Source organism: Sinomonas cellulolyticus, assembly GCF_014656475.1.
Lineage (GTDB): Bacteria > Actinomycetota > Actinomycetes > Actinomycetales > Micrococcaceae > Sinomonas > Sinomonas cellulolyticus.
In genome coordinates this window covers 42,650-69,605 of sequence record NZ_BNCM01000005.1, presented here as the reverse complement: position 1 = coordinate 69,605, position 26,956 = coordinate 42,650, and the positions used below count along the sequence as shown (strand labels likewise).

Genomic DNA, 26,956 nt, shown 5'->3' with positions numbered 1-26,956 from the left:
TCCACCTGCCGATCGGCCCGCCTCTCCGCTCAGCCTGCCACCGGCTCCGCTTCCTCCTCCGCGCGGGGCTGGCCAGCCGCCGTCGTGCGCTCGAGCTTGGCGCCCTCGATGTCCAGGTCGGGCAGGATGCGGTCGAGCCAGCGGGGCAGCCACCAGGCTGCCCTACCGAAGAGTCGCATGACGGCGGGCACGAGGGTCATGCGGACCACGAACGCATCCAGCAGCACCCCGAGCGCGAGCCCGAACCCGAGCGGACGGACCATCGTGAGGTGGCTGAAGATGAAGCCGGCGAACACGCTCACCATGATGATGGCCGCGGCCGTGATGACCCGCGCCGCGTGGTGGAAGCCCGTCCGGATCGCCACGTGGGCCTCCTGGCCGTGGGCGAACGACTCCCGGATGCCGGAGGTGATGAACACCTGGTAGTCCATTGCGAGGCCGAACAGGATGCCGATGAGCAGGATGGGCATGAAGCTCAGGATCGGGCCCGGGTGCGTGATGTCGAAGACCGGACCGAGCCAGCCCCACTGGTAGACAGCGACGACCGAGCCGAACGCCGCGCCCAGCGAGAGCAGGAACCCGGCCGTGGCGAGCACCGGAACGAGCAGCGACCGGAACACGAGCAGCAGCAGGAGGAACGAGAGTCCCACCACGATCGCCAGGTACACCGGCAGCGCGTCTGCGATCTTGGAGGTCACATCCACGTTGGCCGCGGTCTGGCCCGTGAGGCCGATCGAGACGCCGGTCTGCGACTGGATCGCCGGGCCCTGTGCGCGCAGGTCATTGACCACCTGCACCGTGCTGGCGCTGGCTGGGCCGTCGGTCGGGATCACTCGGAACACGGCCGTCCGATGGTCCGGGCTCAGCGCGAGGGGCACGGCCGCGACCACGCCCCGCACCGTGCGGAGCTGGTCGGCGACGTCGAGCTCCTTGACCTTGGCCGCGGTGTCATCGAGGCCCGCGGGCATCTCGCCGACGACGACGATGGGCCCGGTCATCCCTGCCCCGAAGTACTTGCCCGTCGCGTCGTAGGCCTTGAACGACGTCGAGTCCACGGGGTCGGCGCCGCCGTCCGGGAGGGCGAGGCGCAGCTGGGCAGCAGGGATGGTGAGCGCGCCGAGCAGGAGCACGGAGGCGACGACCGCGATCCACGGGTGCCGCGTGACCCACGCGCCCCAGCCGCGGTTGGACTTGTCGAGGTCCGCGCGGGCCTCCTCCGCCTCGTGCCCCGGCGCCGCGTTCTGCTGCGCGGCCCTCGCCCAGCGGCGCTTCGAGACGAGGCGCCGTCCGACAAGGCTCAGGACGGCGGGCAGGAGCGTGATCGCAATGAGCACCGCCACCGCAACGGTCGCGGCAGCCGCGACGCCCATGACCGCGAGGAACGGCAGACCGGGGACCACGAGCGCCACGAGTGCGATGACCACCGTGAGGCCGGCGAACACGACGGCGGTGCCGGACGTGCCGATCGCGAGCGCCACGGATTCGCGGGGATCCATGCCGTTCAGCAGCTGGTTGCGGTGCCGGTTGAGGATGAACAGGGAGTAGTCGATGCCTACGGCGAGGCCGAGCATGAGGCCGAGCATCGGGGTCACCGAGCTCATCTCGATCACGCCCGTCAGGGCGAATGTGCCTCCGACGCCGACGGCCACACCCACGAGGGCCATGATGAGCGGCAGGCCGGCGGCGACGAACGTGCCCAGCATGACGATGAGCACGAGGGCCGCGACGGCCACGCCGATGGTCTCGGCCGGTCCGAAGATCTGGTTGATGTCCTGGGTGAGTTCCTTGCTTGCGTACCCCTTGACCCCGTCGACACTCGAAGCGATGTCCTGGATCTGCGTGCGCAGCGAGGCCGGGAGGCTGTCCGTGGACTTGGTGAACTGGATCGGCGCGATCGCCGCGCGGTTGTCGGTGGAGACGAACCTCAGGCCGGCAGATGCGTCGGCCTGGCGCTGCGCGAGGGCCAGATCGGCCTTCTTCTGTGTGATCGTCGCGGCGGCGTCGGCGGCCTGCTTGGCGCCGGCGTCGTACTTCGCCTTGCCTGCATCGTACTGCGCTCTGCCGGCGTCGAGCTGGGCTTGGGCGGACGCGGTGGCCTGGGCGATCGCGGCCGCAGGCAGTCCTTGGGCAGCGAGCGCCTGCTTCTGCGCGTCGAGCTGTGCCTGGCCTGCGTCGAGCTGGGCCTTGGACGCATCGAGCTGCGCCTTCGCCGCGTCCAGCTGAGGCTTCCCTGCATCGAGCTGGGCCTGGGCCGCCGCGAGCTGCTTCTGGCCGTCAGCGATCTGCGCGGCGGCGCCGTCGAGCTGCGCCTGTGTGGCGAACGGGTCGGTGACGCCCTGGACGCCGTCGAGGCCCTTGATCTTCTCCAGCGCTGCGCTGAGGTCCTTCTTCTGCGCGTCCGTGAATGGCGAACCGGGGGATTCGAAGATGAGCGTAGCGTTGCCGCCGGCCGAGGACGGCAGGTCTGCCTTGAGCTTGTCCAGCATGCGCTGGGTCTCCGTGCCGGGGATCTGGAACGTGTTGGTCGTGGTGCCGTGGAAAGCGGCAGCGGAGCCTCCGACGGCCGCGATGATGACGACCCACAGGGCGATGACGAGCCACCGGCGGTCGTAGGCGAACCTGCCGATGCGGTAGAGGAGCGAAGCCATGGCGATCTCTCTCTGGGGAGGAGGGGACGGAGTACTGGAATGTGTGGGGAGCCGGGGGAAGTCGGGCAGCGGTGTGGGGTGTCAGCTTCGTCGGGTCGGAGCTCCGGGCGGTCCGGGGGCGGCGAAGCCAGCCCGGAGGTGGGTGATCGCCTCGCGGAGCAGCTCCCGGAGCCTGCTGAGGGACGACGGCGTGAGGTCGCCGCCGCGCTCGGCGAGCCACACCTCGAGGGCGGCCTTCCCGCACGCGATGACGCTCGCCGAGAGGGCCTCGACGTAGAGGGGGCTGAGGCGTGGCTCGCGGGCGAGGATCGCGGTGGCGATCTTCTCGCCGCATTCGTCGAAGGCCTGCAGCTGGTAGCGGGTCACGGGGTCGTGGCCGACGGCCAGGAGGAAGGACTGGGCCATGGGCGCGATGAGGTCGTTGTCGGCGAGGCCGGTCAGCACGTGGAGTGCGGAGTCGAGGAGCGGCTCGTCCGCGGGCCGGTCGGTGAGCTTGCCGAGAGCCGTGTCGAGGAAGCCGAACGTGGGCGCGGCGATGGCCTCGTCCACGCTGCCGAAGTAGTTGAAGAACGTCCGGCGCGAGACCCCGGCGGCCTCCGCCAGTTCCTCGGCCGTGAACCCGCCGAGGCCCCGCTCGGCGGCGAGCGCGAGCCCGGCGGCGATGATCGACTCCCGCGTCGCGGCCTTGTTCTGTTCGCGTCGGGAGGGTGTCTCGGTGGTCACTCACTTACACTACGTGCAAGTTTGCATTGAGTGCAACTTGATAGCCGGCGGTGTGGGGGAACCGCGTGATGCGGGCCGAGGGTGCATTGCGGCGCCCCTGAACAGGGACCTTCGCCCGTGGAAGGCCAGACCACGCTGTCCCGAGACGGAACGCCGCCCCAGGGCAGCGCCGTCCTTCCGAGGTGAAGGAGGCACGCCCCCGGGGCGGCGTTGTGGAGTCAGCCCGAGAGAGCGTCTGTAGCGGCGCGCCCGCGGCTCGGGTGGACGGTCAGTGCGCGGCGGCCAGCTCGCCGTCGTGCGCGTCCGCGGTGCCCCCACCCGCGGTGCCCCCACCCGCGGTGCCCTCGCCCGTGGCGCTCGCGTCCGCCGACTCGTCGTTGAATGGGTCGCCGTGGCGCAGTGCGTTGTAGAGCCCGAGGTCGAGCATTCCCTGGCGCTTGGCGACGATGGTCGGGACGAGGGCCTGGCCGGCCACGTTGACCGCGGTGCGGCCCATGTCCAGGATCGGGTCAATCGCGAGGAGCAGGCCCACCCCTGCCAGCGGCAGGCCGAGGGTCGAGAGCGTGAGGGTCAGCATGACGACGGCGCCTGTGGTCCCCGCCGTCGCGGCGGAGCCGAGGACCGAGACCAGCACGATCAGCAGGTACTGGCTGAAGTCCAGGCTGATGCCGAAGAACTGGGCCACGAAGATCGCGGCGACGGCCGGGTAGATCGCGGCGCAGCCGTCCATCTTCGTGGTCGCCCCGAGGGGTACGGCGAATGATGCATAGCCGGAGGGCACGCCGAGGTTGCGCTCGGCGACGCGCTGCGTGAGCGGCAGCGTGCCGATCGAGGAGCGGGAGACGAACCCGAGCTGGACCGCCGGCCAGACGCCGGAGAAGTACTGCTTGATCGAGAGCCCGTGGGTCTTGACCAGGATCGGATACACCACGAACAGCACCAGGATGAGGCCCGCGTAGATGGCGACGGCGAACTTGCCGAGTGCCCCGATCGTGTCCCAGCCGTACACGGCCACCGCGTTGCCGATCAGGCCGACGGTGCCGAGCGGCGCGAGGCGGATGATCCACCACAGGACCTTCTGGATGATCTCCAGGGCCGAGCGGTTGAAGGTGAGGAAGGGCTCGGCCTTCGCGCCGATCTTCAGCGCGGCGACGCCCACTGCGATCGCGATGACGAGGATCTGCAGGACGTTGAAGCTCACGCTCGTGGTGACCGCCCCGCCGTCGGCCACCGAGGAGCTGGCAGAGAGCCCGAGGAAGTTCTTCGGGAAGAGGCCGGTGAGGAAGGCCCACCAGTCGCCCGTCTTGCCCGAGTACTTGGCCTGCTGGGTGATGCCCGTGTTGGCGCCCGGCTGCAGGAACACGCCGAGGCCGATCCCGATCATGACGGCGATGAAGGCCGTGATCGCGAACCACAGGAGCGTGTTCCACGCGAGCTTGGCCGCGTTGGAGACCTGGCGGAGGTTCGCGATCGAGCTGACCACGGCGGTGAAGATGAGGGGCACGACGGCGGTCTGCAGCAGGCTCACGTAGCTGCTGCCGATCGTCGCGAGGGTCGCGCCGAGGCCGTTGGGGCTGGTCTTGGTGCTGCCCGTGTACTTCGCGAGGAGGCCGAGGGCAAGGCCCACGATGAGGGCGGCGATGATCTGGGGTCCGAACGAGGTGACCCACTTCGGGAGACGGCGCTCGGTGCGCTGGGGGCTGCTGGAGGTGCTCACCGGACTACCGTAGGGCGGAGATTTCTAGCACACGAAGCCTATGTTTCGCAGTGTGACGCAGAGTGTGACGGCGCGGACCGGAGCCGTTGCCCGGAAAACCGCGCCGTCACACGTCTTCTGTTACGCTATTCCGGCCGCGTCAGTGGGATATGTCACTCCACCCGATCAACCCGCCAGGGCCCGACGCAGCGTGTCCAAGCCGACCGATCCGAGGTTGAGGGCGCGCGTGTGGAAGGCCTTGAGATCGAACTCTTTGCCCTCGGCCTCCGCCTTGGCCTTGAGCTCGCCGCGGATCTGCTCCCACAGCCGCTGGCCCACCTTGTATGACGGCGCCTGGCCCGGCCAGCCGAGGTAGCGGTGGAACTCGAAGTCGAGCTGCCCTTCGGAGATGTCCAGGTTCTTGGCGAGGAATTCGCGCCCCTTCTCGGGCGTCCAGGTGCCGGTGCCCCAGCGCTCCGGCACCTCGAGCTCGAGGTGCACTCCGATGTCGAACACCACGCGCGCGGCGCGCATGCGCTGGCCGTCCAGCATGCCCATGCGGTCGCCGAGGTCGGAGAGGTAGCCGAGCTCGTCCATGAGGCGCTCTGCGTAGAGGGCCCACCCCTCGCCGTGGCCGGAGACCCAGCAGATGTTGCGGCGCCAGTCGTTCAGCAGCTCCCGGCGGTAGACGGCGGTGGCGCACTGCAGGTGGTGGCCCGGGACCCCCTCGTGGTACACGGTGCTGGTCTCGGCCCAGGTGGTGAACGTATCCTCGCCTTCGGGCACGGACCACCACATGCGTCCGGGCCGGGAGAAGTCGTCCGACGGCGCGGTGTAGTAGATGCCACCGTCCTGCGTCGGTGCGATCATGCACTCGAGCCTGCGCATGGGCTCGGCGATCTCGAAGTGCGTCCCGGCCAGGCCGGCCACGGCGCGGTCGGAGAGGCCCTGCATCCACGCCTTGAGGGCGTCGGTTCCGTGGAGCTGCCGGGCCGGGTCGGCGTTGAGGAGCGCCTTGGCCTCCGCGATCGTGGCCCCTGGCTTGATCCGCTCGGCTACGGCCTCCTGCTCGGCGATGATGCGGTCAAGCTCCGCCACGCCCCACGCGTAGGTCTCCTCGAGATCCACGGTGGCGCCGAGGAATCGGCGGGAGGCAAGGGCGTACCGCTCGCGGCCCACGGCGTCCTTCTCGGGAGCCTGGGGGAGCAGCTCGTCCTCCAGGAAGTCCGCGAGCCTCAGGTAGGCGGACGACGCCGCGCGCGTGCCTTCCGCGAGCGCGGCGGCGACGTCGGGCGGCAGCTGCGCGTCGCCGTCGTGCGCGGTGCCCAGCCTGGCGCCTGCAGCGAGCTGGGCGAAGAAGCCCGTGCCCTCTTGGCCGTACTTCCGGCACTGGGCGATCACCGCGTGCACCTGCCTGGCCGCGGCGACCTTGCCGTCCGCCGCACCCGAGCGGAGGGCCGTGATGTAGCCCTCGACCGCAGCGGGCACGTTGGAGGCGCGGCCCGCGATGCGCGACCACTGCTCGGCCGTGTCGGTGGGCATGAGGTCGAACGTGGCGCGGATGTGCTGCGCGGGGGAGTCGATGTTGTTCAGGTCTGCGGCGACCCAGCCGCTCTCATGGCGCTCCACCTCGAGGCCGAGCCGCTCGCGCATCGCGTCGACGGTGACCTCATCGACCTCGTCGGCTGGCGTGGCCGAGCCGAGCGCGGCGAGGGTCTCCCGGACCAGCGCGACGCGCGCGTCGATGCCGGCGGGGGAGTAGTCCGGGTACTCGGTCTCATGCCCGGGGTAGCCGAGCTCGGTCGCGAGGGCCGGTTCGAGTTCGAGGAGCCTGGCGGTGAACTCGTTGGCGATGCCGTCCACCGCGCTGGGCTTCCGTGCGGAGGAGGGGCTGGAGATGGTCTCGTCAGTGTTCTGCGTCACGTGACGAGCCTAGCGCGGCTCACCGACACGTGAAAGAACCGGTGCACATTGCCGTCCCGATGACCCGAGGTCATCCCCAATGACACGAGCGCTGAGGGCTCGGGGCCCGGGTCTCAGAGCCTCCCGCGGCGTTGGGCCATCATGTGCCTCGGCCGCAGCGTGGCGCGGCGGATGCGGTCGCGCCGCGTCGGCGCGGCGTCGGGCGCTCCCTGGGAGGGGGCGGAGGCCGCGGCCGCGAGGACCGCGGTGAGCGCGGCGATCTCCTCCGGCGTCGGATTGCCCTTGGTGACGGAGAACAGCACCGGCGCGGCCCCGCCGTCGTGCGCACCCTCGACGCCCGCGTGCTGCTCGGTGTGCATCTGCCGCGCCTGCTGCTCGGTGCTCACAGCGGGATGTTCCCGTGCTTCTTGGCGGGCATGGACGCGTGCTTATCGCGCAGGGCGCGCAGGCCGCGGAGCAGCTGGACGCGGGTCTCGGAGGGGGCGATGACGGCGTCGACGTACCCGAGCTCCGCGGCCTGGTACGGGTTGAGGAGCTCCTCCTCGTAGTTCTGGACGAGCTCGGCGCGCTTGGCGTCGACGTCCCCGCCTTCGGCGATGACCGCGGCCAGCTCCCGCCGGTACAGGATGTTCACGGCACCCTGCGCGCCCATGACGCCGATCTGCGCGGTGGGCCACGCAAAGTTAAGGTCCGCTCCGAGCTTCTTGGACCCCATGACGATGTACGCCCCGCCGTAGGCCTTCCGGCAGATGACGGTCAGCTTCGGCACGGTGGCCTCGGCGTACGCGTAGAGCAGCTTGGCACCGCGGCGGATGATGCCCTGGAACTCCTGGTCCTTGCCGGGAAGGAAGCCGGGGACGTCCACGAGGGTGATGATCGGGATGTTGAACGCGTCGCAGTGCCGCACGAACCGGGCCGCCTTCTCCGAGGCCGAGATGTCCAGGGTGCCGGCGAACTGGATGGGCTGGTTCGCCACGATCCCGACGGTGTGCCCCTCCATGCGCCCGTATCCGATGATCACGTTGGGCGCGTAGAGGGACTGCATCTCGAGGAAGTTGCCGTCGTCGACGATCCCCTCGATCACGGTGCGCATGTCGTAGCCCTGGGACGCGGAGTCGGGCACGAGGCCGTCCAGCGTGCCGTCCTCGTCCGTCTCCTCGAGCTCCTGGTCGGACTCGAGGACGGGTGCCTCCACGAGGTTGTTCGAGGGCAGGAAGTCGAGGAGCTCGCGCACGAAGTCGAGGGCGTCCGCCTCGTCCGAGGCGAGGTAGGTGGCGGTGCCGGTGGTGGCGTTGTGCTGGCGCGCGCCGCCGAGCGTCTCCATGTCCACCTCTTCGCCGGTGACCGTCTTGATGACGTCTGGCCCCGTGATGAACATGTGGCTCGTCTTGTCCACCATGACGATGTAGTCGGTGAGCGCGGGCGAGTAGGCCGCGCCGCCCGCGGAGGGGCCCATGATCACCGAGATCTGGGGGACCACGCCCGAGGCGGCCACGTTGTTCCGGAAGATGTCCGCGAACATCGCCAGCGAGGCGACGCCCTCCTGGATGCGGGCACCTCCGCCGTCGAGGATGCCGACCACGGGGAAGCCGTTGCGGAGGGCGAACTCCTGGACCTTCACGATCTTCTCGCCGTTGACCTGGCTCAGGGAGCCGCCGTAGACGGTGAAGTCCTGGCTGTACACGGCGACGGGGCGCCCGTCCACCGTGCCGTAGCCCGAGACGAGCCCGTCGCCGAGGGGCTTCTTCTTCCCCATGCCGAATGCCGTGGAGTGATGGACCCGGAGGCTGTCGAGCTCCACAAAGCTGCCCTCGTCCAGGAGCATGTCGATGCGCTCCCGGGCCGTGCCCTTGCCGCGCGCGTGCTGCTTCTCGATCGCCTCCTGCCCCGAGGGTGCGAGCGAGGCCGCCCGCCGGTCGCGGAAGTCCGCGATCTTGCCTGCGGTGGTGGTCAGGTCGTGGGTCACGCTCACTCCAGCTCGTCGGTCCATGCGCACTCGTGGTGGCTTTCGTAGGTTTCGCACAGTGCGTCCCGCACGCTCGGCAGGCACGTCACCACAGTCTAGTGAGGCTCCTGTGCATGGCGTGTGTAGGAACCCTACAATTTCTCGCGGACGGGTCGCGTGCGCCGCACGACGGTGGCGGGTGGGCTCTGCGCCAGGGCTGTGTGCCGAATGTTACTCGTTGGTAACATTGTCCCGTACACTGTCCCCATGACGAGCATCACACCCGGGACTGCCGCGTCCCTCTCCGGGCGAACCATCCTCATGAGCGGCGGCAGCCGCGGCATCGGCCTCGCGATCGCCAAGCGTGCGGCGGCGGACGGCGCCAACGTGGCCCTTCTGGCCAAGACGGCCCAGCCGCACGCGAAACTCGCCGGCACCGTCTACACGGCCGCCGAGGAGATCCAGGCTGCGGGTGGCCACGCGCTCCCGATCGTCGGCGACGTGCGCAGCGACGAGGATGTGGCCCGCGCGGTCGAGGAGACGCTCGAGCGCTTCGGAGACATCGACGCCGTGGTCAACAACGCCTCCGCGATCGACCTCTCCGCCACCGAAGCCGTGGACATGAAGCGCTACGACCTCATGCAGGACATCAACGTCCGCGGCACCTTCCTGCTCTCCAAGCTGTCCCTCCCCGCCCTGCGGGACGCGGCCCGGACCGGCGGCGCGCACATCCTCACGCTCTCCCCGCCCCTGAACCTCGAGCCGAAGTGGGCGGGCCGCCACCTCGCCTACACCATCGCCAAATATGGGATGAGCCTCACCACGCTGGGCCTCGCAGAGGAGCTGCGCGCCGCCGGGATCGCAGTCAACTCGCTCTGGCCCGCCACCCTCATCGACACCGCCGCGATCCGCGCGATGCCCGACGGCGACACCCTCGCCTCGGCGGGCCGCTCGCCGCAGATCGTCGCGGACGCCGCCCACGCCATCCTCACGAGCGATCCACGTGCCACGACCGGCAACTTCTTCACCGACGAGCAGGTCCTGCGGGCGGCCGGCGTCACCGACTTCACTCCGTACAGCCTCGGAGCCCCCGAGGACCGCCTCGTGCCGGACATCTTCCTGTGACGGCTGGCAGCTCGCTCTGACGGCCACCGAGTCTCCTGACTGGCGTCCCGGGCCGCGCGACTGGCCTCCCGGGCCGCGCGACTGGCAGTCCCCGGCCGCGCGACTGGGTCCCGGGCCGCGGCCAGCGGTCCCGGGCTGGGCGCCCCCAGATCGGTAGGATTCACGCATGGATGATCACGCGCAGCCCGAGGCCACCGGCGGGGACACCCGCGCCCCCCTCGACCGGACGCTCCTGGGGCCGGAGCTCGCGCGCGAGGCCGGCCTCTCGCGGCTCGAAGTCATCGACGACATCGGCTCGACCAACGCCGAGCTCCTGCGCCTCGCCGAGGCCGACGCGGACAGCTGGGGCGACCTTTCCGTCCTTGCCACGAGCCACCAGAGTGCCGGGCGGGGGCGCCTGCACCGCCACTGGGAGTCGCCCTTCGGCACATCCATCGCGGTCTCCTTCCTGCTGCGGCCGCGCAACCGCGACGGCCGGCCGCTGCCTACCCAGAGCTACTCGTGGTTCTCGCCGCTGGCCGCCCTCGCGCTCCGCGAGGCGCTCGCAGTCTGCGCGGGGCTGGAGGCGAGCGTCAAGTGGCCCAATGACGTGGTGGTGGACGGGAAGAAGATCTCGGGCATCCTTGCCCAGCTCGCGCCGGGAGCGCACGGCGCGCCGCCCGCCGTCGTGCTCGGAACCGGTATCAACGTGGGCCAGACCGAGGACGAGCTTCCTGTCACGACGGCCACGAGCGTCCTCGTGGCCGCGGGGCGACGCGTTCGCCGCGAGGACCTCCTTGCGGCGTATCTGGCCGCATTCGGGCGCCGGTACCGCGAGTTCTGCGCGGCCGACGGCGACCCCGACGCTCCGCTCGCCGGCGGCCGTGGGCTGTGGGGCGAGGTGGAGGACGCGACCATCACGCTCGGCAAGCGCGTGCGCGTGGAGCTGCCGGGCGGGCAGACCCTCGTGGGGCGGGCCACCGGCCTCGACGCCCATGGGGCGCTCCGGGTCGTCGAAGAGGACGGTTCGCGCCACTCGGTCGCGGCGGGGGATGTGGTCCACCTGCGCCCGGCCGACGGCGGCTATGCGTAAGATCCTCACCCCGGGGGAACAGCTCATCGTCGCCACGCACCGGCACGAGCGGATGCTCGTGCTGCCCGCGGTGGTGCTTGTCGTCGTGTGCGGCGCGGGTGCATTCGCCGCCGGATGGCTCTCGCGCGGACACCTCGAGCAGACCTTCCCGTGGCTTCCGCCCGGTTCGCGCCTGTGGCTCGCACTCGTCCCCGCTCTTCTGGGCCTGTGGATCCTGCTCGGCTACTGCCTGCGCGAGCTCGTCGCCTGGCGCTCCGTGACGTATGTCCTGACCAGTCGGAGGATCATGCGCCGCGAGCGCGGCATCGTGCGCCGCGATCGCGCCATGCCACTCTCGCTCGTCCGGGACGTCAACCTGCATCAGGGGTTCATGCAGGGGATGCTCAGGTCCGGGACGATAACCTTGACTTCGGGCCAGTCGGCGCAGCTTACGCTCACCGACGTGCCGGAGGCGCGCCGCTTCAGCCAGTTCATCCTCGAGGCCATCGAGGAGCTGCCCGAGGACGTGTCGTGGCCGGCTCCCGGCGACGAGATCACCGATTCCAGCGACGAGTCGCTGCCGTGGGAACTGAGGGAGGACTGATGGACGGTTCGACGGACGAGGCCCAGATCGACGACGCCCTGACTCCCGAGGCGTTCTCCGTCGACGACGAAGCCCCGGTCCCTGTGGCCGACGACGTTCGCCCCTCCTCGGGGCCGACCGCCGGGCCACGCAAGGTGAATTCGAAGGAGCTCGAGGCGCTCCTCCTCGGCGGCGAACGGACGCTCAAGCGACGCGAGGTGGCCTCCGGCGTCGGGCTCTCCCTTTACTCCGCTCGGAAGCTCTGGCGTGCCCTCGGCATGCCGAATTTCACGGACGACGACCTGGCGTTCACCCGCACCGACCTCGAGCACCTCAAGGTGGTGCCGAAGCTCGTGCGCGAGGGCGTGCTCACCGAGGACGCCGCGATCTCCGTGACCCGTGCCATCGGCCAGATGACCGACCGGATGGTCGTGTGGCAGGTCGAGGCACTCGTGGAGGACATGGTCTCGAACGAGGGCATGACGGACGCCGAGGCGCGCATCGCGCTCATCGACCGCATCCCGGAGCTCATCGCCCCGCTCGAGGAGATGCTCGTCTACTCCTGGCGGCGCCAGCTCAGCGCGGGCGTGCAGCGGCTCGCTGTCCGTGCCCAGGCGGGTCTCGAGCGCAGCGAGGAGGGCCGCGACGGGACGGAGGACGACGCGCCGCTGCCTCTCGCCCGCGCCGTCGGCTTCGCAGACCTGGTCTCCTACACGTCCCTGTCCCGGAGGATGAACGAGAAGACCCTCGCCCAGCTGGTCCAGCGTTTCGAGAACCGGTGCTCCGAGATCATCACCGTGGGCGGCGGACGCCTCGTCAAGACGATCGGCGACGAGGTCCTCTACATTGCCGAGACGCCGACGGCCGGTGCCCAGATCTCCCTCGCACTGGCGAAGGAGTTCGCCCACGATGAGATCCTTCCCCAATGCCGCGTGGCCATGGTGTGGGGTCGGGTGCTGAGCCGGCTCGGCGACATCTACGGGCCCACCGTGAACCTCGCGGCCCGGCTCATCGCGTTGGCGGATCCGGGCCAGGTGCTCGTGGACGATGTCACGGCGAACGCCCTCAGCAACGACGAGCGCTTTGTCCTCGAGCCCCGCGAACCGCAGAACGTGCGCGGGTTCGGGGAGATCCATCCTGTGGCCCTGCGGCCTGGCGAGGGCCCCGGGATCGTCCTCGACTGAGCGTTTGCGGCGCCCGCGCGTCGTGGTCTGCTGGGCGGCATCCCGCCTGCCCGGCGTGTCGCATCCTCGACCTCGCCGCGCCCGCCAGCATCCCACGCGCCCGGTTCGTCGCCTATGCCGCGGCCGCCGCGCCCGATGGCCTCCCGTCCAGCGCGGGCGCCTGTGGCAGGATGGTCCGGCGGGCCAAGAGGGGATGTGCGAACCATGGTGAATCGTTCTTTGCGAGCGGAAGGAGGCCAGCGTGGCACACTCTCACGACGTTGAGCCGCGGCTCACGCTCACGGTGGGCTCCGGCACCGACCGTGGATTGCGGAGGGAGCTGAACGAGGACTCGCTACTCGCCCGTGATCCGGTCTTCATGGTCGCCGACGGCATGGGGGGCCACGAGGCCGGAGAGGTTGCAAGCCAGCTGTGCGTGCAGACGCTCGGCGATTCGCGCGCTCTTGCCCCTGGGACGCACCGGGCCACTGCGCAGGACCTCCAGCACGTGCTCGAGGAGGCCGACTGGCGCATCCGCGAGGCCACGGGCGCGCGGGCCGGCACGACCCTCTCTGGCGCCGTGCTCATCGACATCGCCTCAGTGCCGTACTGGCTTGTGGCGAACGTGGGAGACTCCCGCACCTATCGCCTGTCCGCCGCCGGGCAGCTCACCCAGATCACCGTGGACCACTCCGAGGTGCGCGAGCTCGTCGACGCGGGGGAGATCACGCCCGAAGAGGCGCTGTTCCACCCGCGTCGCCATGTGGTGACCCGTGCCCTCGGTACGGGCGAGGACGCCGAGGCTGACTTCTGGCTGCTTCCGGTCGACGACGGCGACCGTCTTCTCGTCTGCTCCGACGGGCTCACGAATGAGCTGCGCGACGAGGAGATCCTCGGCATCCTCGCGGGCCAAACACATCCCCAGGACGCCGCCGATGCACTGATCGCTGCTGCGATCGATGCGGGCGGCCGGGACAACATCACGGTCATCGTGGTCGACGCCCGTGACTCGGAGGCGGCGTAGGGCGCCGGCGCTCGGAGTCCCCTGCGCTCGGAATCCCCGGTGCTCGGAGTCCCCGGTGCTCGGAGTCCCCGACATCCGGAGTCCCCGGTGCTCTGGCACGGGCTCTCAGCACCGCGGGCGCTGCGCATGGCACGTCTGCATCGTCAGAAGGGCGGCAGGGACTCCCGGTAGGGGCATGTGAGGTAGCTCCGCCCGGAGGGTGCGGTCCACTCGAGCGTGCCGGGTGGCTTGTCGGCATCACCCGTGCCGCCGGGGTCCGTGCCGGCCTGACTTATCGAGGGGAGGGCGCCGGGGACCACCGAGGCTGCCAAGGCAGGTTTCTCCTGGGGCATCCCGATCTGCCGGACTGTCCAATATCCGAGGGATTTGAGTCGGTGGTGCTCTCGGCACAGGAGCGCGAGGTTGTCCGTGTCCGTCGCGCCCTGCTCCTGCCATTCCTGGGTGTGGTCAGCCTCGTTGCTCGCGGCGGGCTTGTCGCAGCCGGGGAAGCGGCACGTGGCGTCGCGGGCGCCGAGGAAGCGCCGCATGGCGGCCGTCGGTGTGTAGCGTGCGCGTCCGATGGCCAAGGGCGCGCCGCTGGCGGGGTCGACGGCGAGCTGGGACCAGGTGGCGGCGCGGGCTGCCAGCCCTCTGGCAGTCACCGCGTCGAGGGGGCCGTAGCCGAGGAGTTCGGCCGGAGCGTCGCTGGTGCCGTTGGCGGTGCCAACCGGGAGCAGGAGGATCGTCTCGCACCGCACGCCTGAGGCAGGTCCGACGGCGGCCGTCCTGGCGCGAGCAGTGGATCGGCCGCGTGCGCCAGTGCTGGCGATGCCCCGGGGTGCCCCGCCGGGTTCGGCTATGGCGCTCGGTCCTGCACCGGCGCCGGCGTCTGAACCGGTGCTGCATCCCGTCCCGGTGCCGCACTCTGCCCTGAATGGGGCCGTATCGCAGAGCAGATCGGCGAAGGCGTCGGTCCGGAGCTGGGCCAGGCTGCGGTGCTCGTCGGCGCCCTGCAGCGAGCGTGCGATGGAGTCGAGGCGCGTGTCGATCGCTGCACCCGTCTCGAGGGGAAGGTACGCGGTGAGCCAGCACATCCCATCTCCGGCGGGATCGACGTCCACCCGCCGATCGGTGGCGGCCTTGGCGCGCCGGGCAGCAAGCGGTTCCTCGGTGAAGCTTTCGACAAGGCGCTGCAGGCGGCGTGCGAGGGCTGCGGGGCTGGGGGTTCGGTCGGGATCGTCGGGGGCGGCGATGTCTACAGCCGCAGCCAGGAACGCGGGAAGCTTCTCCGAGGGCACGGGGAGGGCAGCATCCAGTGCGGCTTTCGCGCGCCGCACGGACAGGCGCCGGCTGCGCAGTGCGTCCAGGACTGGGGCGGCGGCGGGATCGGTGAGCGAGAGGGCCTCGGCGACGAGGCCCCGGGCCGTGCGGGCCGAGACCTTCAGGCGTGCGGTGATCTCGGAAGCGGCGATGGCAGAGGCGTCGGCAGTCCGGAAGGGATCCCCGGTGGCGCCTGCCGAGGAGTCGACTAGCGCATTGATGACAGCTGCACGCTCTGCCAGACGGGCAGCTTCCTCTCCTTCGAGGTCGGCGAGCCGGTCAAGGAGCGCCTCGGCCGCACGTTCGCGCAGCTCAGCCAGCACGATCTCACGTGGCATCGGCTCGAGATCGTCGGGGGAGGCGTAAGGCCGTCCGTCCGGGGATGCCCACTCCTCGTGGAACACCCTCTCGAGGGCCGCATCCATCTCATCGTCGGCGAGGCCGAGCGCGGTGGCCTGATCGTCGAGCTGCCACTGGAGACGCAGCCACTCCGGAGGCTCGACGGGGGCGCCCACGTGGGACGCGTCCAGCAGCGGGCCGTCATCGGCCCACTGATCGTCGAACTCCGCTGCGCCCTCCATAAGACCCAATGTAGAACATACTTTCGAATTGAGAAAGGTGTATCGAACCTTTGTTTGAGCAAGCAGCGCCGGCGAGACGGAGAGCGGGGGCAAGTGTCCGGCGTCGTGCGCCTCCCCGCTATGCCGGAGGCCCACCGGGTGCGCTCCCTCATGGGCGCCAGGACTGTCGGAGGCATGCGGCAAGATAGACACCGTGAGCGCAGAAGCAGCCAAGACCCAGGCGGCCGGCACCCCCGAACCGAGCACCCCGCAGGCGAATGCGGAGGGGGCGAACCCCGACGCGGAGGGTGCCGAGGCGGTGGTTCCGTCCGAATCGCTCCGCGAGCAGTACGACGCCCTCGCGGACGAGGTGCGCACGCATCGAACGCTCTACTACAACGAGGACGCCCCGGTCATCTCGGACGCCGAGTACGATGCGCTCTTCCGCCGGCTCGAGGAATTCGAGGCGCTCCACCCCGAGCTCGTGTCGAACGACTCGCCCACGCAGGAGGTCGGCGGCGAAGCCACGGCGGCTTTCGCGCCCGTCCAGCACCTCGCGAGGATGTACAGCCTGGAGGACGTCTTCTCCATCGACGAGCTGGAGGCGTGGATCCGCCGCGCCGAGGCGAGCGTCGCCGCCCTGGGAATGCCGCGGGCGAAGTGGCTGACCGAACTCAAGATCGACGGCCTTGCCGTGAACCTCCTGTACCGCAACGGTGAGCTCGTCCGGGCCGCAACCCGTGGCGACGGCCGTACGGGTGAGGACGTCACGCACAACGTCCTCACCATCAAGGACATCCCCTCACGGCTCGCCGGCGAGGGCCACCCGGAAGAGGTCGAGATCCGTGGAGAGGTCTACATCCCCACCCAGGCCTTCAAGGAGTTCAACGACGCCCTCATTGCGGACGGGAAGGCGCCGCTCGCCAACCCCCGCAATGCCGCCGCCGGCTCACTGCGCCAGAAGGACCCGGCCGAGACGGCCAAGCGCCCGCTGAGCATGTTCGTGCACGGTATCGGCGCGCGGGAGGGACTCTCCGCGACGAGCCAGGCCGGGACGTACGACCTCCTCAAGGCGTGGGGATTGCCGGTGAGCCCCTACTACGAGGTCCTCGACACGTACGAGCAGGTGCTGGACTTCATCCGGACGTACGGCGAGAAGCGGCACAGCCTCATCCACGAGATCGACGGGATCGTGGTCAAGGTCGATGACTTCGCGACCCAGCGCGCACTGGGCCACACCTCCCGCGTGCCCCGTTGGGCGGTCGCCTTCAAGTACCCGCCCGAGGAGGTCCACACCAAGCTCCTGGACATCCAGGTGAATGTGGGGCGCACGGGCCGTGTCACGCCGTACGGGGTCATGGAGCCGGTCAAGGTCGCGGGCTCCACCGTGGAGATGGCCACGCTGCACAACCAGGACGTGGTCAAGGCCAAAGGCGTCAAGATCGGCGACATCGTCGTGCTGCGCAAGGCCGGAGACGTCATCCCCGAGATCGTGGGGCCGGTCCTCGCGCTCCGGGACCAGCAGGACCCGCCGGTGCGCGACTTCGTCATGCCCACGGTGTGCCCCTCCTGCGGGACTCCGCTCGCACCCAGCAAGGAGGGCGAGGTCGACATCCGGTGCCCCAACGCCCGCTCCTGCCCGTCACAGCTGCGGGAGCGCGTCTTCCACCTCGCTGGGCGCGGCGCATTCGACATCGAGGCGCTCGGCTGGGAGGCCGCGATCGCGCTGACCTCGGGCCCTGGCCCAGACCCCGCAACGATTGGGGGCCGCCCGCAGCCCTCCGGGCCGGGCGTATTGGACGGCGAGGCTCGTATATTCGAGCTTGCCGCCGATTGGCCCCACTCCGCGCTGCGTGACGCGCTCGCTGACGTCATGGTCTGGCGGGAGAAGCGGTCCAAGGGGGTCGGCACCGGCACGTGGGAGCTTGTGCCGTACTTCTGGACCAAGCCGACGGCCAAGAAGCCGTCGGTTCCGACCGCCTCGACTGAGAAGCTCTTCGCTGAGCTCGAGAAGGCCAAGACCCAGCCGCTGTGGCGGGTGCTCGTGGCCCTGTCCATCCGGCATGTCGGGCCGACGGCCTCGCGCGCACTCGCGACCCGTTACGGCTCCATGGCTGCCCTCCGCAAGGTGCTGGACGCCGAGGACGCACGCGAGCAGCTCGCCGAGGTGGACGGTGTGGGCCCCATCATTGCCGATGCGTTCATCGAGTGGTTCGCGGAGGACTGGCACCGCGACATCGTGGACCGCTGGGCGGCCGCGGGCGTGAAGATGGAGGACGAGCAGCACGCCTCGGTGGAGCGGACACTCGAGGGCCTGACGATCGTGGTGACCGGCAGCCTCGAGGGCTTCAGCCGCGACGAGGCCAAGGAAGCGATCATTCTCCGCGGCGGGAAGGCCTCGGGGAGCGTCTCGAAGAAGACGGACTACGTGGTGGCCGGCGAGAGCGCCGGTTCGAAGCTGGACAAGGCCGAGCAGCTCGGGGTCCCGGTCCTCGACGAGGACGGCTTCCGGAAGCTGTTGGAGGAGGGGCCGCCTCCGGCCGTTGAGCCAGGCGAAGCCGCCCCGACGGCCGTTGAGCCGGGCGAAGCTGCGTCGACGCACGACGCCGGTGCTGGCGCCCCCTCGCGCGGCGAGCTCGCCGCGGAGATCGGTGAGGCAGAGGCAGAGGCAGAGGCAGAGGCAGAAGCTGAAGGAGACGCCGAATGACCCCCACCGAGTACACGGCCGACTTCCTCGACAGCCTCCTCGAGTCGGCCCGCCGCGCCGCTGCCGCCGGTGCAGCGGTCCTGGGGAACCGCGACCCCGGCGTGCTGTCGCGGGCCGACGGCGGTGCAGAGACCAAGAGCTCGGGCAGCGATTGGGTGACCGAGTTCGATCTCGCCGCCGAGAAGGCCGTCCGCGCCGTCCTTGCCGCCAGACGCCCTCACGACACCGTGACGGGCGAGGAGCAGGGCACGGCGCGGGTCGCGGAGCCGAGCGGCTTCCGCTGGTCCATCGATCCTCTCGATGGGACGACCAACTTCATCCGCGACATCGTGTACTACGCGACGAGCGTGGCAGTGGCGGACGCCGACGGCGTGTGGCTGGCTGGCGCTGTCAACGCGCCGGCCCTAGGCCGCGAGTACTGGGCGGTGCGCGGGGGAGGGGCGTGGCGCCTCGACATGCCACGCGCGGCTGGCGGTGAGGGCGGCCTCGAGACCTGGCCGCGCCAACTCGAGGGTCCGACCCCCGGACGTGCGGCAGTGGGCTCGGCCCTCGTGGCCACGGGCTTCAGCTATGATCCAGCGGTGCGGGCCGAGCAGGCGGAGTTCCTGCCGGGCCTCATGGCCGGCTTCGGGGACATGCGCAGGCTCGGGTCTGCCGCCCTGGACCTGTGCCTCGTGGCCGACGGCACGCACGACGCCTACGGCGAGCGGGGCCTCAACGAGCATGACTTCGCCGCCGGTGCCCTCATCGCCGAGGAAGCCGGGTGCTGGGTGCGCCGCCCCCTCCTCACGAGTCCTCTCCTCGGCGGCCCCAGCGACGACGAGCGACTCGCGGCCTGGACCTGCGCCGGCGCGATCGAGTTCTCGGGAAGGTTCCCCGTCGAGTGACCGGCCTCAGTGTCCGCGAAGCGAGCCCGGCGGATTATCCCGAGATCGCCCGGATCGCGGAGGCGGCCTACCTCGGGCCCGGCTACTTCGAGAGTGCCGAACACCCCTACATGCAGCACATCGCGGACGTGGCCTACCGCGCCGCAAGGGGCACGGTCCTCGTCGCCGAGCGGGACGGGCGCGTCGTTGGATCTGTGACGGTCATGGCGCACGGCGACGGCTTCGACCAGATCGCGCGCGAAGGAGAGTTCGAGTTCCGCCTCCTCGTGGTGGACCCCGCCGTGCAGCGGTCCGGGGCGGGGACCGCGCTGGTGCGCGAGGTCGAGGCGAGGGCCCAGCGGGCGGGCGCGAGCGCCGTCGTGCTCACGACGGGGGAGGGCTGGGAGGCGCCCAACGCGCTCTACCCGCGGCTCGGATACGAGCGCGCTCCCGAGCGCGACTGGCCCGTGCCCGAGACCGACATCATGCTGCCGGTGTACGTCAAGCGGCTCTGAGCCGCCCGCTTCCGGCCCGCGACTAGACTTGAGTGCGAACCTCTTACCACCGCACAAGGGAGATCCATGGCTGAGATCACTCGCGACGACGTTGCGCACCTCGCGCAGCTCGCGCGGATCGAGATGAGCGAGGCGGAACTCGACAAGATGGCCGGCGAGCTGGCCCACATCGTCGATGCCGTCAAGAGCGTGAGCGAGGCCGCCGGGCCCGACATGCCCGCCACGAGCCACCCGATCCCGCTGCAGAACGTCTTCCGCGAGGACGTCGTGGGCCACGTGCTGACCCCGGCCGAGGCGCTCTCCGGTGCCCCCGATTCCGACCAGGACCGCTTCAAGGTCCCGGCCATCCTGGACGAGGAGTAATCCATGGGAACCAGCGAACTCATCACGTCCAGCGCGTCTGCCCTCGCCCAGAAGCTCGCCGCCAAGGAGGTCTCCTCCGAGGAGGTCACCAAGGCGCACCTCGACCGCATCGCCGAGGTTGACGGGGGCGAGCGGGGAGTCCACGCGTTCCTGCACGTCAACACCGAGGAGGCGCTCGGCGTCGCCCGCGAGGTGGACTCGGTCCGCGCCGCAGGCGGGGACGACGCCGCGGCGCTCCACCCGCTCGCGGGTGTCCCGATCGCGATCAAGGACCTGATCGTCACGGTGGGGCAGCCCACGACCGCCGGCTCCCGCATCCTCGAGGGGTGGATGAGTCCCTACGACGCGACCGTGATCAAGAAGATCCGGGCCGCGAAGCTCCCCATCCTCGGCAAGACCAACCTCGACGAGTTCGCGATGGGCTCCTCGACTGAGCATTCCGCCTTCGGCCCGACCCGCAACCCGTGGGACCTCGACCGGATCCCCGGCGGCTCGGGCGGCGGCTCCGCCGCGGCCGTGGCGGCCTTCGAGGCACCGCTTGCCCTCGGCACCGACACGGGCGGCTCGATCCGCCAGCCCGGTGCCGTCACCGGCACGGTCGGCGTCAAGCCCACGTACGGGGCGGTGTCCCGGTACGGCGCGATCGCGATGGCCTCGAGCCTGGACCAGATCGGCCCCGTCACCCGCTCGGTCCTCGACGCCGCACTCCTCCAGGAGCTCGTCGGAGGCCACGACCCGTTCGACTCGACGTCGCTCACCGACCCGTTCGACACGCTCGCCCAGGCGGCCCGCGCCGGCGCCGTCGAGGGCTCCCTCAAGGGTCTGCGGATCGGCGTCGTGAAGGAGCTCGGCGGCGAGGGCTATCAGGCCGGCGTCGAGGCCCGCTTCCGCGACTCGCTCGAGCTGCTCAAGGGCGCCGGAGCACAGGTCGTCGAGGTCTCGTGCCCCAACTTCAAGTACGCCCTCGGTGCCTACTACCTCATCATGCCGTCCGAGGTGTCCAGCAACCTCGCGAAGTTCGACGGCGTGCGGTACGGCCTGCGGGTCACGCCGAAGGACGGCCCGATGACGATCGAGCGCGTCATGGCCGCGACCCGTGCGGCCGGGTTCGGCGACGAGGCGAAGCGACGCATCATCCTCGGCACGTACGCGCTCTCGGCCGGCTACTACGACGCCTACTACGGCTCGGCCCAGAAGGTCCGCACGCTCATCCAGCGGGACTTCGACGCTGCGTTCGCACAGGCCGATGTGCTCATCTCCCCGACCGCGCCCACGACGGCGTTCCGGCTCGGCGAGAAGCTCGACGACCCGCTCGCGATGTACCTCAACGACGTTGCGACCATCCCGGCCAACCTCGCGGGCGTGCCGGGCCTGTCCCTCCCGGGCGGCCTCGCCGACGAGGACGGCCTGCCCGCAGGCATCCAGCTTCTCGCCCCGGCCCGCGAGGACGCCCGCCTGTACAAGGTCGGGGCGGCCCTCGAAGCCCTGCTCGAGGCGCAGTGGGGCGGCCCGCTGCTGTCGAAGGCGCCGGCACTCGGGGCCGGGCAGACCGTCGAGACCAGCACAGGAGTGAAGTAGAGATGGCAACGGACACGATCCTGTCCTTCGAGACGGCCATGGAGAAGTTCGATCCGGTCCTCGGCTTCGAGGTCCACGTCGAGCTCAACACGAAGAGCAAGATGTTCTCCTCCGCACCGAACGTGTTCGGCGACGACCCGAACACGGACGTCAACGAGGTGGACCTGGGCATGCCCGGCGTGCTTCCCGTGGTGAACAAGGCTGCGGTCGAGTCGAGCATCAAAATCGGGCTCGCCCTCAACTGCGAGATCGCCGAGTCCTGCCGGTTCGCCCGGAAGAACTACTTCTACCCGGACACCCCGAAGAACTTCCAGACGTCCCAGTATGACGAGCCCATCGCGCACGACGGCTGGCTGGACATCGAGCTCGAGGACGGCACCGTGTTCCGTGTCGAGATCGAGCGGGCCCACATGGAGGAGGACGCCGGCAAGCTCACGCACCTTGGCGGTGCCACAGGCCGCATCCAGGGCGCCGACTACTCCCTCGTGGACTACAACCGCGCCGGCGTTCCGCTCGTCGAGATCGTCACCAAGCCGATCGTCGGCGCCGGTTCCCGTGCCCCCGAGCTTGCGAAGGCGTACGTCGCCGCCGTCCGCGAGATCGTGAAGAACCTCGGCGTCTCGGACGCGCGCATGGAGCGCGGCAACGTGCGCTGCGACGCCAACGTCTCGCTCATGCCGAAGGGCGCAACCCAGTTCGGCATTCGCTCGGAGACGAAGAACGTCAACTCGCTCCGCTCGGTCGAGCACGCTGTGCGGTACGAGATCCAGCGCCACGCCGCTGTCCTCGAGGCGGGGGAGAAGGTCACGCAGGAGACCCGCCACTGGCACGAGGACACGCGCACCACGACGGCCGGGCGGCCCAAGAGCGACGCCGACGACTACCGCTACTTCCCCGAGCCGGACCTCGTCCCCGTGGTCCCGAGCCGCGAGTGGGTCGAGGAGCTGCGCTCTTCGCTGCCTGAGCCCCCCGCGGAGCGCCGCAGGCGGCTCAAGGAGTCGTGGCGGTTCGCGGACGCGGAGTTCCGCGACGTCGTCAACGCGGGCGTCATCGACGAGATCGAGGCCACCATCGCCGCGGGTGCAACCGCACAGGCAGCCCGCAAGTGGTGGATGGGCGAGATCGTGGGCCGCGCCAAGGCCGCCGAGGTCGACCCCGCCGATCTCGGCGTGAGCCCCGAGGCGATCGTCGAGCTCAACGGCCTCGTCGAGCACGGCAAGCTCAACAACAAGATGGCCGGCCAGGTCCTCGACGGCGTGATCGCCGGCGAGGGCACGCCGACGGAGGTCATGGAGGCCCGCGGCCTCGTTCTGGTCTCCGACGACGGGCCGCTCCTCGAGGCGATCGACGCCGCACTCGCCGCTCAGCCGGACGTCGCGGACAAGATCCGCGGCGGCAAGGTCCAGGCTGTCGGCGCGATCGTGGGCGGAGTCATGAAGGCCACGCGCGGGCAGGCCGACGCCGGCCGCGTCCGTGAGCTCATCCTTGAGAAGCTCGGCGTCCAAGGCTGACGATCGGTGAGCGGGCGGGTCCTCCCCAGAACGGGAGGGCCCGCCCTTTCGCGTTCCGGCGCGTGGTCTCATCATGGGAGGCGGTGCGGAGGGCCGCTCCCAAGGAGGATGAGATGACGGCGCAGGTGAACTATTTCGAGATCGGGACCCCGGACCCTGAGGGCTCGCGGGCCTTCTATGGTGGGCTGTTCGGCTGGGAGTTCGGGGAGCCGTCCCCGGTGGGCTACCGCATGGTCAACACGGACCAGGGCGGCCTCTGGGACACCACCGGGATCGGCCGGGACCACTGGGCGGTGTTCTACGTCCAAGTGGAGGATGTGGCCGCCGCCGTCGCCGAGGCCGAGCGTCTCGGGGCCACGGTCGCCCTCCCGCTCGTCAACAACGGCGCCATCGAGTTCGCCCATCTCGTCGACCCCGCCGGGAACCGGTTCGGGATCTGGCGGCCGCTGGCTGCATAGGCTTCACCCCACGTTCTGGACAGTACCGCCGTCTGTAGACCGAGGTGTTGTCCACAACCCGGGGTATCTTCGGGCGGGCTCGCTTCAGGCGTACGCACGACGCCGCCACTCGCCCCGCGCGTGCAGCGCACCCGGGCCTTCGGCACCTACTGGTGCGGCGCCGTCGTGCGTATTGTTGGGCCCATGGCGCCACTGATCCAGTACCACGCGACGGTCCTCGGCAGCCCTGATCCGCGGGCGGCCGCTCGCTTCTACTCCACGCTGCTGGGGTGGGAGCTCGGTGACGACGAGCAGGAGTGGACCACGGTCCGGGACCCCGCCGGGGGACGGCAGCTCTCCTTCCAGTTCGAGGAGAACTATGAGCGGCCGGTATGGCCCGAGCAGCCCGGGAAGCAACAGCAGATGATGCATCTTGACCTGCTCGTGGCGGACCTCGCGAAGGCGGCGGCGCATGCCGAGGACTGCGGGGCGACGAAGGCGCCGCATCAGCCCCAGGAGGACGTCATCGTCTTCTTCGATCCCGACGGGCACCCCTTCTGCCTCTTCGAGAACTGACGGCCGGCCTCGTCCCGAAGGGGAGCCGGGACCGAATTCTCAGAGTCTTCTGAGAACCGGGTTCCTACGCTCGGGGCATGACGTCTCAGCACACCCCCGGCGCCTCCACTGCGACCGCACGATGGATGCGCGCACTCGATCTCGACTTCCCCCGCGGCCGCAACCAGCCCGCGCCCGTGCGCTGGGTGGTCGCGAGCGCCGTCGCCGTCGTGGGCTCCGTGCTCGCCTGCGCCGCCCTCGCGGCGGCCGGTGTCGCGTGGTTCCCCGAGACCGCCGGCTACGAGCACTTCGGGTTCGTGGACTACACAAAGCTGACGGTGATCGGCGTCGGCCTCGCGTGCCTCGCATGGCCCGCCGTGACGTGGTTGTCGTCGCGGGCATGGAAGCCGTTCCTGTGGCTGGCCATCCTCGTGACCATCGTGGGCCTCGCCCCGGACGCTTGGATCCTCTACAAGGGCCAGCCCGCCAACGCCATCGGCGTCCTCGTGCTCATGCACTTCGCGGTGGCACTCATCACCTACCCGGCGCTCGTGCTCATCGCGCCGCAGCGGCGCGGTGCTCGGCCTCGGCGACGAGCTCGCCCATCAGCCCTCTGAGGGTCTCGGCCACCGTGCGCACCGACCGCCGCCGGGCGTTCTCCGGGCGGATGAGCAAGTCGATGCTGCGCCTCGTCCCGATCCCCGCAAGTGGTCGCAGCACGACGTCGGGCGGCAGCCCGATCCCCGCCGTGTACCGGGGAATCAGGCCGAGGACTCCGCCTCCTGCCACGACCGCCGCGACGGTCGAGTAGTCGTTGATCCGGTGGGAGACCTCGGGCGAGCGGCTCGCGACTGCCCCGATGGCCGCCAGGACGTCGGCGGGCGAGTACCCCGGCCGGCTCGAGACCCACGGCTCGCCGGCCACGTCCTCGGGGGCCAGTTCGGCCCGCGCGGCAAGCGGGTGCGCGGCCGGGAGCGCGACGTCGAACGGCTCCTGCACGAGCGGCACCACGACGAGCCTGTCCTCGGGCCATGCCTCGGTGTGGGCGAGGCGGTGCGCGAGCACGATGTCATACCTGCCAGTCAGCGCCGGGAAGCCGTGCTGCGGGACGTCCTCGTCGGTGAGCCGGAGCCTCGGCGAGGGGCGCGCGGACGCCGCCCCGCCGGCGTCGTGCGCTGCGGGCTGCGGCGGAGGCACCGCGAGCCGCGCCGCGAGCCTTCCGAAGAGTGCCTGTGCGGCCGAGTGGAACGCGCTCACGCTCACGATCCCCGCCGGGTCCTCGTGGTACGCACCGATCGCGGCGCGCGCGTCCGCCATGGCGCGCACGACGGCGCCGCCCGCCTCCGCGAGGACCCTCCCCGCATCCGTCAGGACAAGATTGCGGCCCTCCTTGCGGGTCAGCTGCGTGCCCGCGCTGCGGGCGAGCAGTGCCAGCTGCTGGGACACGGCGGACGGTGTGACCATGAGCTCCTCCGCCACGGCCTTGACGCTCCCGAGCTCACCCAGCTCGCGCAGGATCTGCAGCTGCCGGACATCCATAAGGGAAATCTAAACCGTCCCTTGAGAAACCCGCCGTTGTTCTAAGCGGTGCGGTGGAATTGAATGGCCTCATGAAGGCCCTGTACAAGCCCGGCCCGCAGGCCGGCTTCGAGTTCACCGATCGCCCCGAGCCGAAGACCGGGCCAGCGGACGTTAAGATCCGCGTGCACGCGACCGGCATCTGCGGCACCGACCTCCACCTCCAGTCGTGGGACGAGTCCGCTCAGGCGATGGCCACCGCCCCGTTCATCCCGGGCCACGAGTTCTATGGCGAGGTGGTCGAGACGGGCGAGGACGTCAAGGTGGTGAGGGTCGGGGACCGCGTCTCGGGTGAAGGCCACATCGTGTGCGGCATGTGCCGCAACTGCCGGGCCGGCCGCCGGCAGATGTGCATCAACGTGGTCAGCGTCGGGGTGCAGCGCGACGGCGCTTTTGCCGAGTACATCGTGATCCCCGAGGCCAATGTGTGGGTGCACCACGACTTGCTCATCACCCCCGAGCTCGGGGCGATCTTCGATCCGTTCGGCAACGCCGTGCACACCGCCCTGAGCTTCCCGCTCGTCGGGGAGGACGTCCTCATTACGGGAGCAGGGCCGATCGGGCTCATGGCCATTTCGGTGGCACGCCACGCCGGCGCCCGGAAGATCGCCATCACGGACGTCTCGGAGCGGCGCCTTGAGCTCGCCCGCCAGATGGGTGCCGACCTCGCCGTGGACGTCTCGACGATGTCCGTGCGGGAGGCCCAGGACGAGCTCGGCATGCTCGAGGGCTTCGACGTCGGCTTCGAGATGTCCGGCAGGCCGTCGGCGCTCGCGGGGATGATCGAGAACATGAACCACGGTGGCCGGATCGCGATGCTGGGGCTGCCCTCGGAGAAGGCAGAGCTGGACTGGACCAAGATCGTCACCCACATGCTCACGCTCAAGGGCATCTACGGCCGCGAGATGTTTGAGACCTGGTACGCGATGAGCGCGATGCTCTCCTCGAATCCGGTGCTGCGACGCAACGTCGCCTCCGTGGTGACCGACGTCCTGCCGGCTGCCCGCTGGGAGGAGGGGTTCGGCGTCGCCCGCTCTGGCAGCGGCGGCAAAGTGGTGCTGGACTGGACCGGCGTCTAGCCGGCACGACGACGGAGCCGGAAGGAA

At 70.2% G+C, this 26,956-nt stretch carries 23 protein-coding genes; 15 read left to right on the top strand and 8 right to left on the bottom strand.

The window, feature by feature from the left end; translation table 11 throughout:
- Positions 1 to 29: 29 nt before the first annotated feature.
- The 6 genes from IE231_RS07790 to IE231_RS07765 all read right to left on the bottom strand — a co-directional run bounded on the left by IE231_RS07790 (position 30) and on the right by IE231_RS07765 (position 8,956).
- Positions 30 to 2,648 (bottom strand): MMPL family transporter, encoded by a 2,619-nt coding sequence (locus IE231_RS07790; RefSeq protein ID WP_189693379.1) that lies wholly within the window; start codon positions 2,646 to 2,648, stop codon positions 30 to 32.
- A gap of 81 nt (positions 2,649 to 2,729) precedes the next feature.
- A complete protein-coding gene (locus IE231_RS07785; protein ID WP_189693378.1) occupies positions 2,730 to 3,371 on the bottom strand; it encodes a TetR/AcrR family transcriptional regulator in 642 nt (213 codons plus the stop codon).
- Positions 3,372 to 3,639: 268 nt separating this feature from the next.
- Positions 3,640 to 5,088, bottom strand: coding sequence for a dicarboxylate/amino acid:cation symporter (locus tag IE231_RS07780; RefSeq protein ID WP_189693377.1), 1,449 nt, complete (start codon positions 5,086 to 5,088; stop codon positions 3,640 to 3,642).
- 165 nt (positions 5,089 to 5,253) lie between these two features.
- Positions 5,254 to 6,990, bottom strand: a complete 1,737-nt coding sequence (locus IE231_RS07775) for a DUF885 domain-containing protein (RefSeq protein ID WP_229866574.1) — start codon at positions 6,988 to 6,990, stop codon at positions 5,254 to 5,256.
- 113 nt (positions 6,991 to 7,103) lie between these two features.
- Positions 7,104 to 7,376 carry an acyl-CoA carboxylase epsilon subunit gene (locus IE231_RS07770; protein ID WP_229866573.1) on the bottom strand — a complete coding sequence of 91 codons (273 nt, stop codon included), beginning with the start codon at positions 7,374 to 7,376 and terminating at the stop codon, positions 7,104 to 7,106.
- The gene (locus IE231_RS07765) at positions 7,373 to 8,956 is read right to left on the bottom strand and encodes an acyl-CoA carboxylase subunit beta (protein WP_189693376.1); all 1,584 of its coding nucleotides are present in this window, start codon (positions 8,954 to 8,956) and stop codon (positions 7,373 to 7,375) included. Before IE231_RS07765 ends, IE231_RS07770 begins: the two co-directional genes overlap by 4 nt.
- 246 nt (positions 8,957 to 9,202) lie before the next feature.
- Here IE231_RS07765 and IE231_RS07760 point away from each other — a divergent pair, with 246 nt between their 5' ends.
- The 5 genes from IE231_RS07760 to IE231_RS07740 all read left to right on the top strand — a co-directional run bounded on the left by IE231_RS07760 (position 9,203) and on the right by IE231_RS07740 (position 13,881).
- On the top strand, positions 9,203 to 10,060 hold the full coding sequence (locus tag IE231_RS07760) for an SDR family oxidoreductase (protein WP_189693375.1): 858 nt from the start codon (positions 9,203 to 9,205) through the stop codon (positions 10,058 to 10,060).
- 166 nt (positions 10,061 to 10,226) lie between these two features.
- Positions 10,227 to 11,132, top strand: a complete 906-nt coding sequence (locus IE231_RS07755) for a biotin--[acetyl-CoA-carboxylase] ligase (RefSeq protein ID WP_189693374.1) — start codon at positions 10,227 to 10,229, stop codon at positions 11,130 to 11,132.
- A complete protein-coding gene (locus IE231_RS07750) occupies positions 11,125 to 11,715 on the top strand; it encodes a PH domain-containing protein (protein WP_189693373.1) in 591 nt (196 codons plus the stop codon). Before IE231_RS07755 ends, IE231_RS07750 begins: the two co-directional genes overlap by 8 nt.
- Complete coding sequence (locus IE231_RS07745; protein ID WP_189693372.1) at positions 11,715 to 12,878, top strand: adenylate/guanylate cyclase domain-containing protein; 1,164 nt, start codon at positions 11,715 to 11,717, stop codon at positions 12,876 to 12,878. Before IE231_RS07750 ends, IE231_RS07745 begins: the two co-directional genes overlap by 1 nt.
- A 241-nt stretch (positions 12,879 to 13,119) precedes the next feature.
- Positions 13,120 to 13,881 (top strand): PP2C family protein-serine/threonine phosphatase, encoded by a 762-nt coding sequence (locus IE231_RS07740; protein ID WP_229866572.1) that lies wholly within the window; start codon positions 13,120 to 13,122, stop codon positions 13,879 to 13,881.
- 143 nt (positions 13,882 to 14,024) lie between these two features.
- Here the strand turns inward: IE231_RS07740 and IE231_RS07735 are convergent, their stop codons facing one another.
- Positions 14,025 to 15,761, bottom strand: coding sequence for an HNH endonuclease signature motif containing protein (locus tag IE231_RS07735; RefSeq protein WP_189693371.1), 1,737 nt, complete (start codon positions 15,759 to 15,761; stop codon positions 14,025 to 14,027).
- A 193-nt stretch (positions 15,762 to 15,954) separates the two neighbouring features.
- On the opposite strand from IE231_RS07735, the gene ligA reads away from it, so the two are divergent.
- The 9 genes from ligA to IE231_RS07690 all read left to right on the top strand — a co-directional run bounded on the left by ligA (position 15,955) and on the right by IE231_RS07690 (position 24,889).
- Positions 15,955 to 18,447 carry an NAD-dependent DNA ligase LigA gene (ligA, locus tag IE231_RS07730; RefSeq protein WP_189693370.1) on the top strand — a complete coding sequence of 831 codons (2,493 nt, stop codon included), beginning with the start codon at positions 15,955 to 15,957 and terminating at the stop codon, positions 18,445 to 18,447.
- Positions 18,444 to 19,334: an inositol monophosphatase family protein gene (locus IE231_RS07725; RefSeq protein WP_189693369.1), complete on the top strand. Its 891-nt coding sequence runs from the start codon at positions 18,444 to 18,446 to the stop codon at positions 19,332 to 19,334. Before ligA ends, IE231_RS07725 begins: the two co-directional genes overlap by 4 nt.
- Complete coding sequence (locus tag IE231_RS07720) at positions 19,331 to 19,828, top strand: GNAT family N-acetyltransferase (RefSeq protein ID WP_189693368.1); 498 nt, start codon at positions 19,331 to 19,333, stop codon at positions 19,826 to 19,828. The genes IE231_RS07725 and IE231_RS07720 overlap by 4 nt, the downstream gene beginning before the upstream one ends.
- 66 nt (positions 19,829 to 19,894) lie before the next feature.
- On the top strand, positions 19,895 to 20,191 hold the full coding sequence (gene gatC, locus IE231_RS07715; RefSeq protein WP_189693367.1) for an Asp-tRNA(Asn)/Glu-tRNA(Gln) amidotransferase subunit GatC: 297 nt from the start codon (positions 19,895 to 19,897) through the stop codon (positions 20,189 to 20,191).
- A gap of 3 nt (positions 20,192 to 20,194) precedes the next feature.
- Positions 20,195 to 21,769 (top strand): Asp-tRNA(Asn)/Glu-tRNA(Gln) amidotransferase subunit GatA, encoded by a 1,575-nt coding sequence (gene gatA / locus IE231_RS07710; RefSeq protein ID WP_189693366.1) that lies wholly within the window; start codon positions 20,195 to 20,197, stop codon positions 21,767 to 21,769.
- Positions 21,770 to 21,771: 2 nt separating this feature from the next.
- On the top strand, positions 21,772 to 23,280 hold the full coding sequence (gene gatB, locus IE231_RS07705) for an Asp-tRNA(Asn)/Glu-tRNA(Gln) amidotransferase subunit GatB (RefSeq protein WP_189693365.1): 1,509 nt from the start codon (positions 21,772 to 21,774) through the stop codon (positions 23,278 to 23,280).
- Between the two features lie 113 nt (positions 23,281 to 23,393).
- Positions 23,394 to 23,738, top strand: coding sequence for a VOC family protein (locus IE231_RS07700; RefSeq protein ID WP_189693364.1), 345 nt, complete (start codon positions 23,394 to 23,396; stop codon positions 23,736 to 23,738).
- A gap of 183 nt (positions 23,739 to 23,921) precedes the next feature.
- Positions 23,922 to 24,293: a VOC family protein gene (locus IE231_RS07695; RefSeq protein ID WP_189693363.1), complete on the top strand. Its 372-nt coding sequence runs from the start codon at positions 23,922 to 23,924 to the stop codon at positions 24,291 to 24,293.
- A gap of 77 nt (positions 24,294 to 24,370) precedes the next feature.
- Positions 24,371 to 24,889, top strand: coding sequence for a hypothetical protein (locus IE231_RS07690; protein ID WP_189693362.1), 519 nt, complete (start codon positions 24,371 to 24,373; stop codon positions 24,887 to 24,889).
- On the opposite strand, the gene IE231_RS07685 is transcribed toward IE231_RS07690, so the two are convergent.
- Positions 24,828 to 25,811 (bottom strand): LysR family transcriptional regulator, encoded by a 984-nt coding sequence (locus IE231_RS07685; protein ID WP_189693361.1) that lies wholly within the window; start codon positions 25,809 to 25,811, stop codon positions 24,828 to 24,830. The two genes, IE231_RS07690 and IE231_RS07685, sit on opposite strands and share 62 nt — an antisense overlap.
- Before the next feature lie 71 nt (positions 25,812 to 25,882).
- On the opposite strand from IE231_RS07685, the gene tdh reads away from it, so the two are divergent.
- The gene (gene tdh, locus IE231_RS07680; protein WP_189693360.1) at positions 25,883 to 26,929 is read left to right on the top strand and encodes an L-threonine 3-dehydrogenase; all 1,047 of its coding nucleotides are present in this window, start codon (positions 25,883 to 25,885) and stop codon (positions 26,927 to 26,929) included.
- Positions 26,930 to 26,956: the final 27 nt, after the last annotated feature.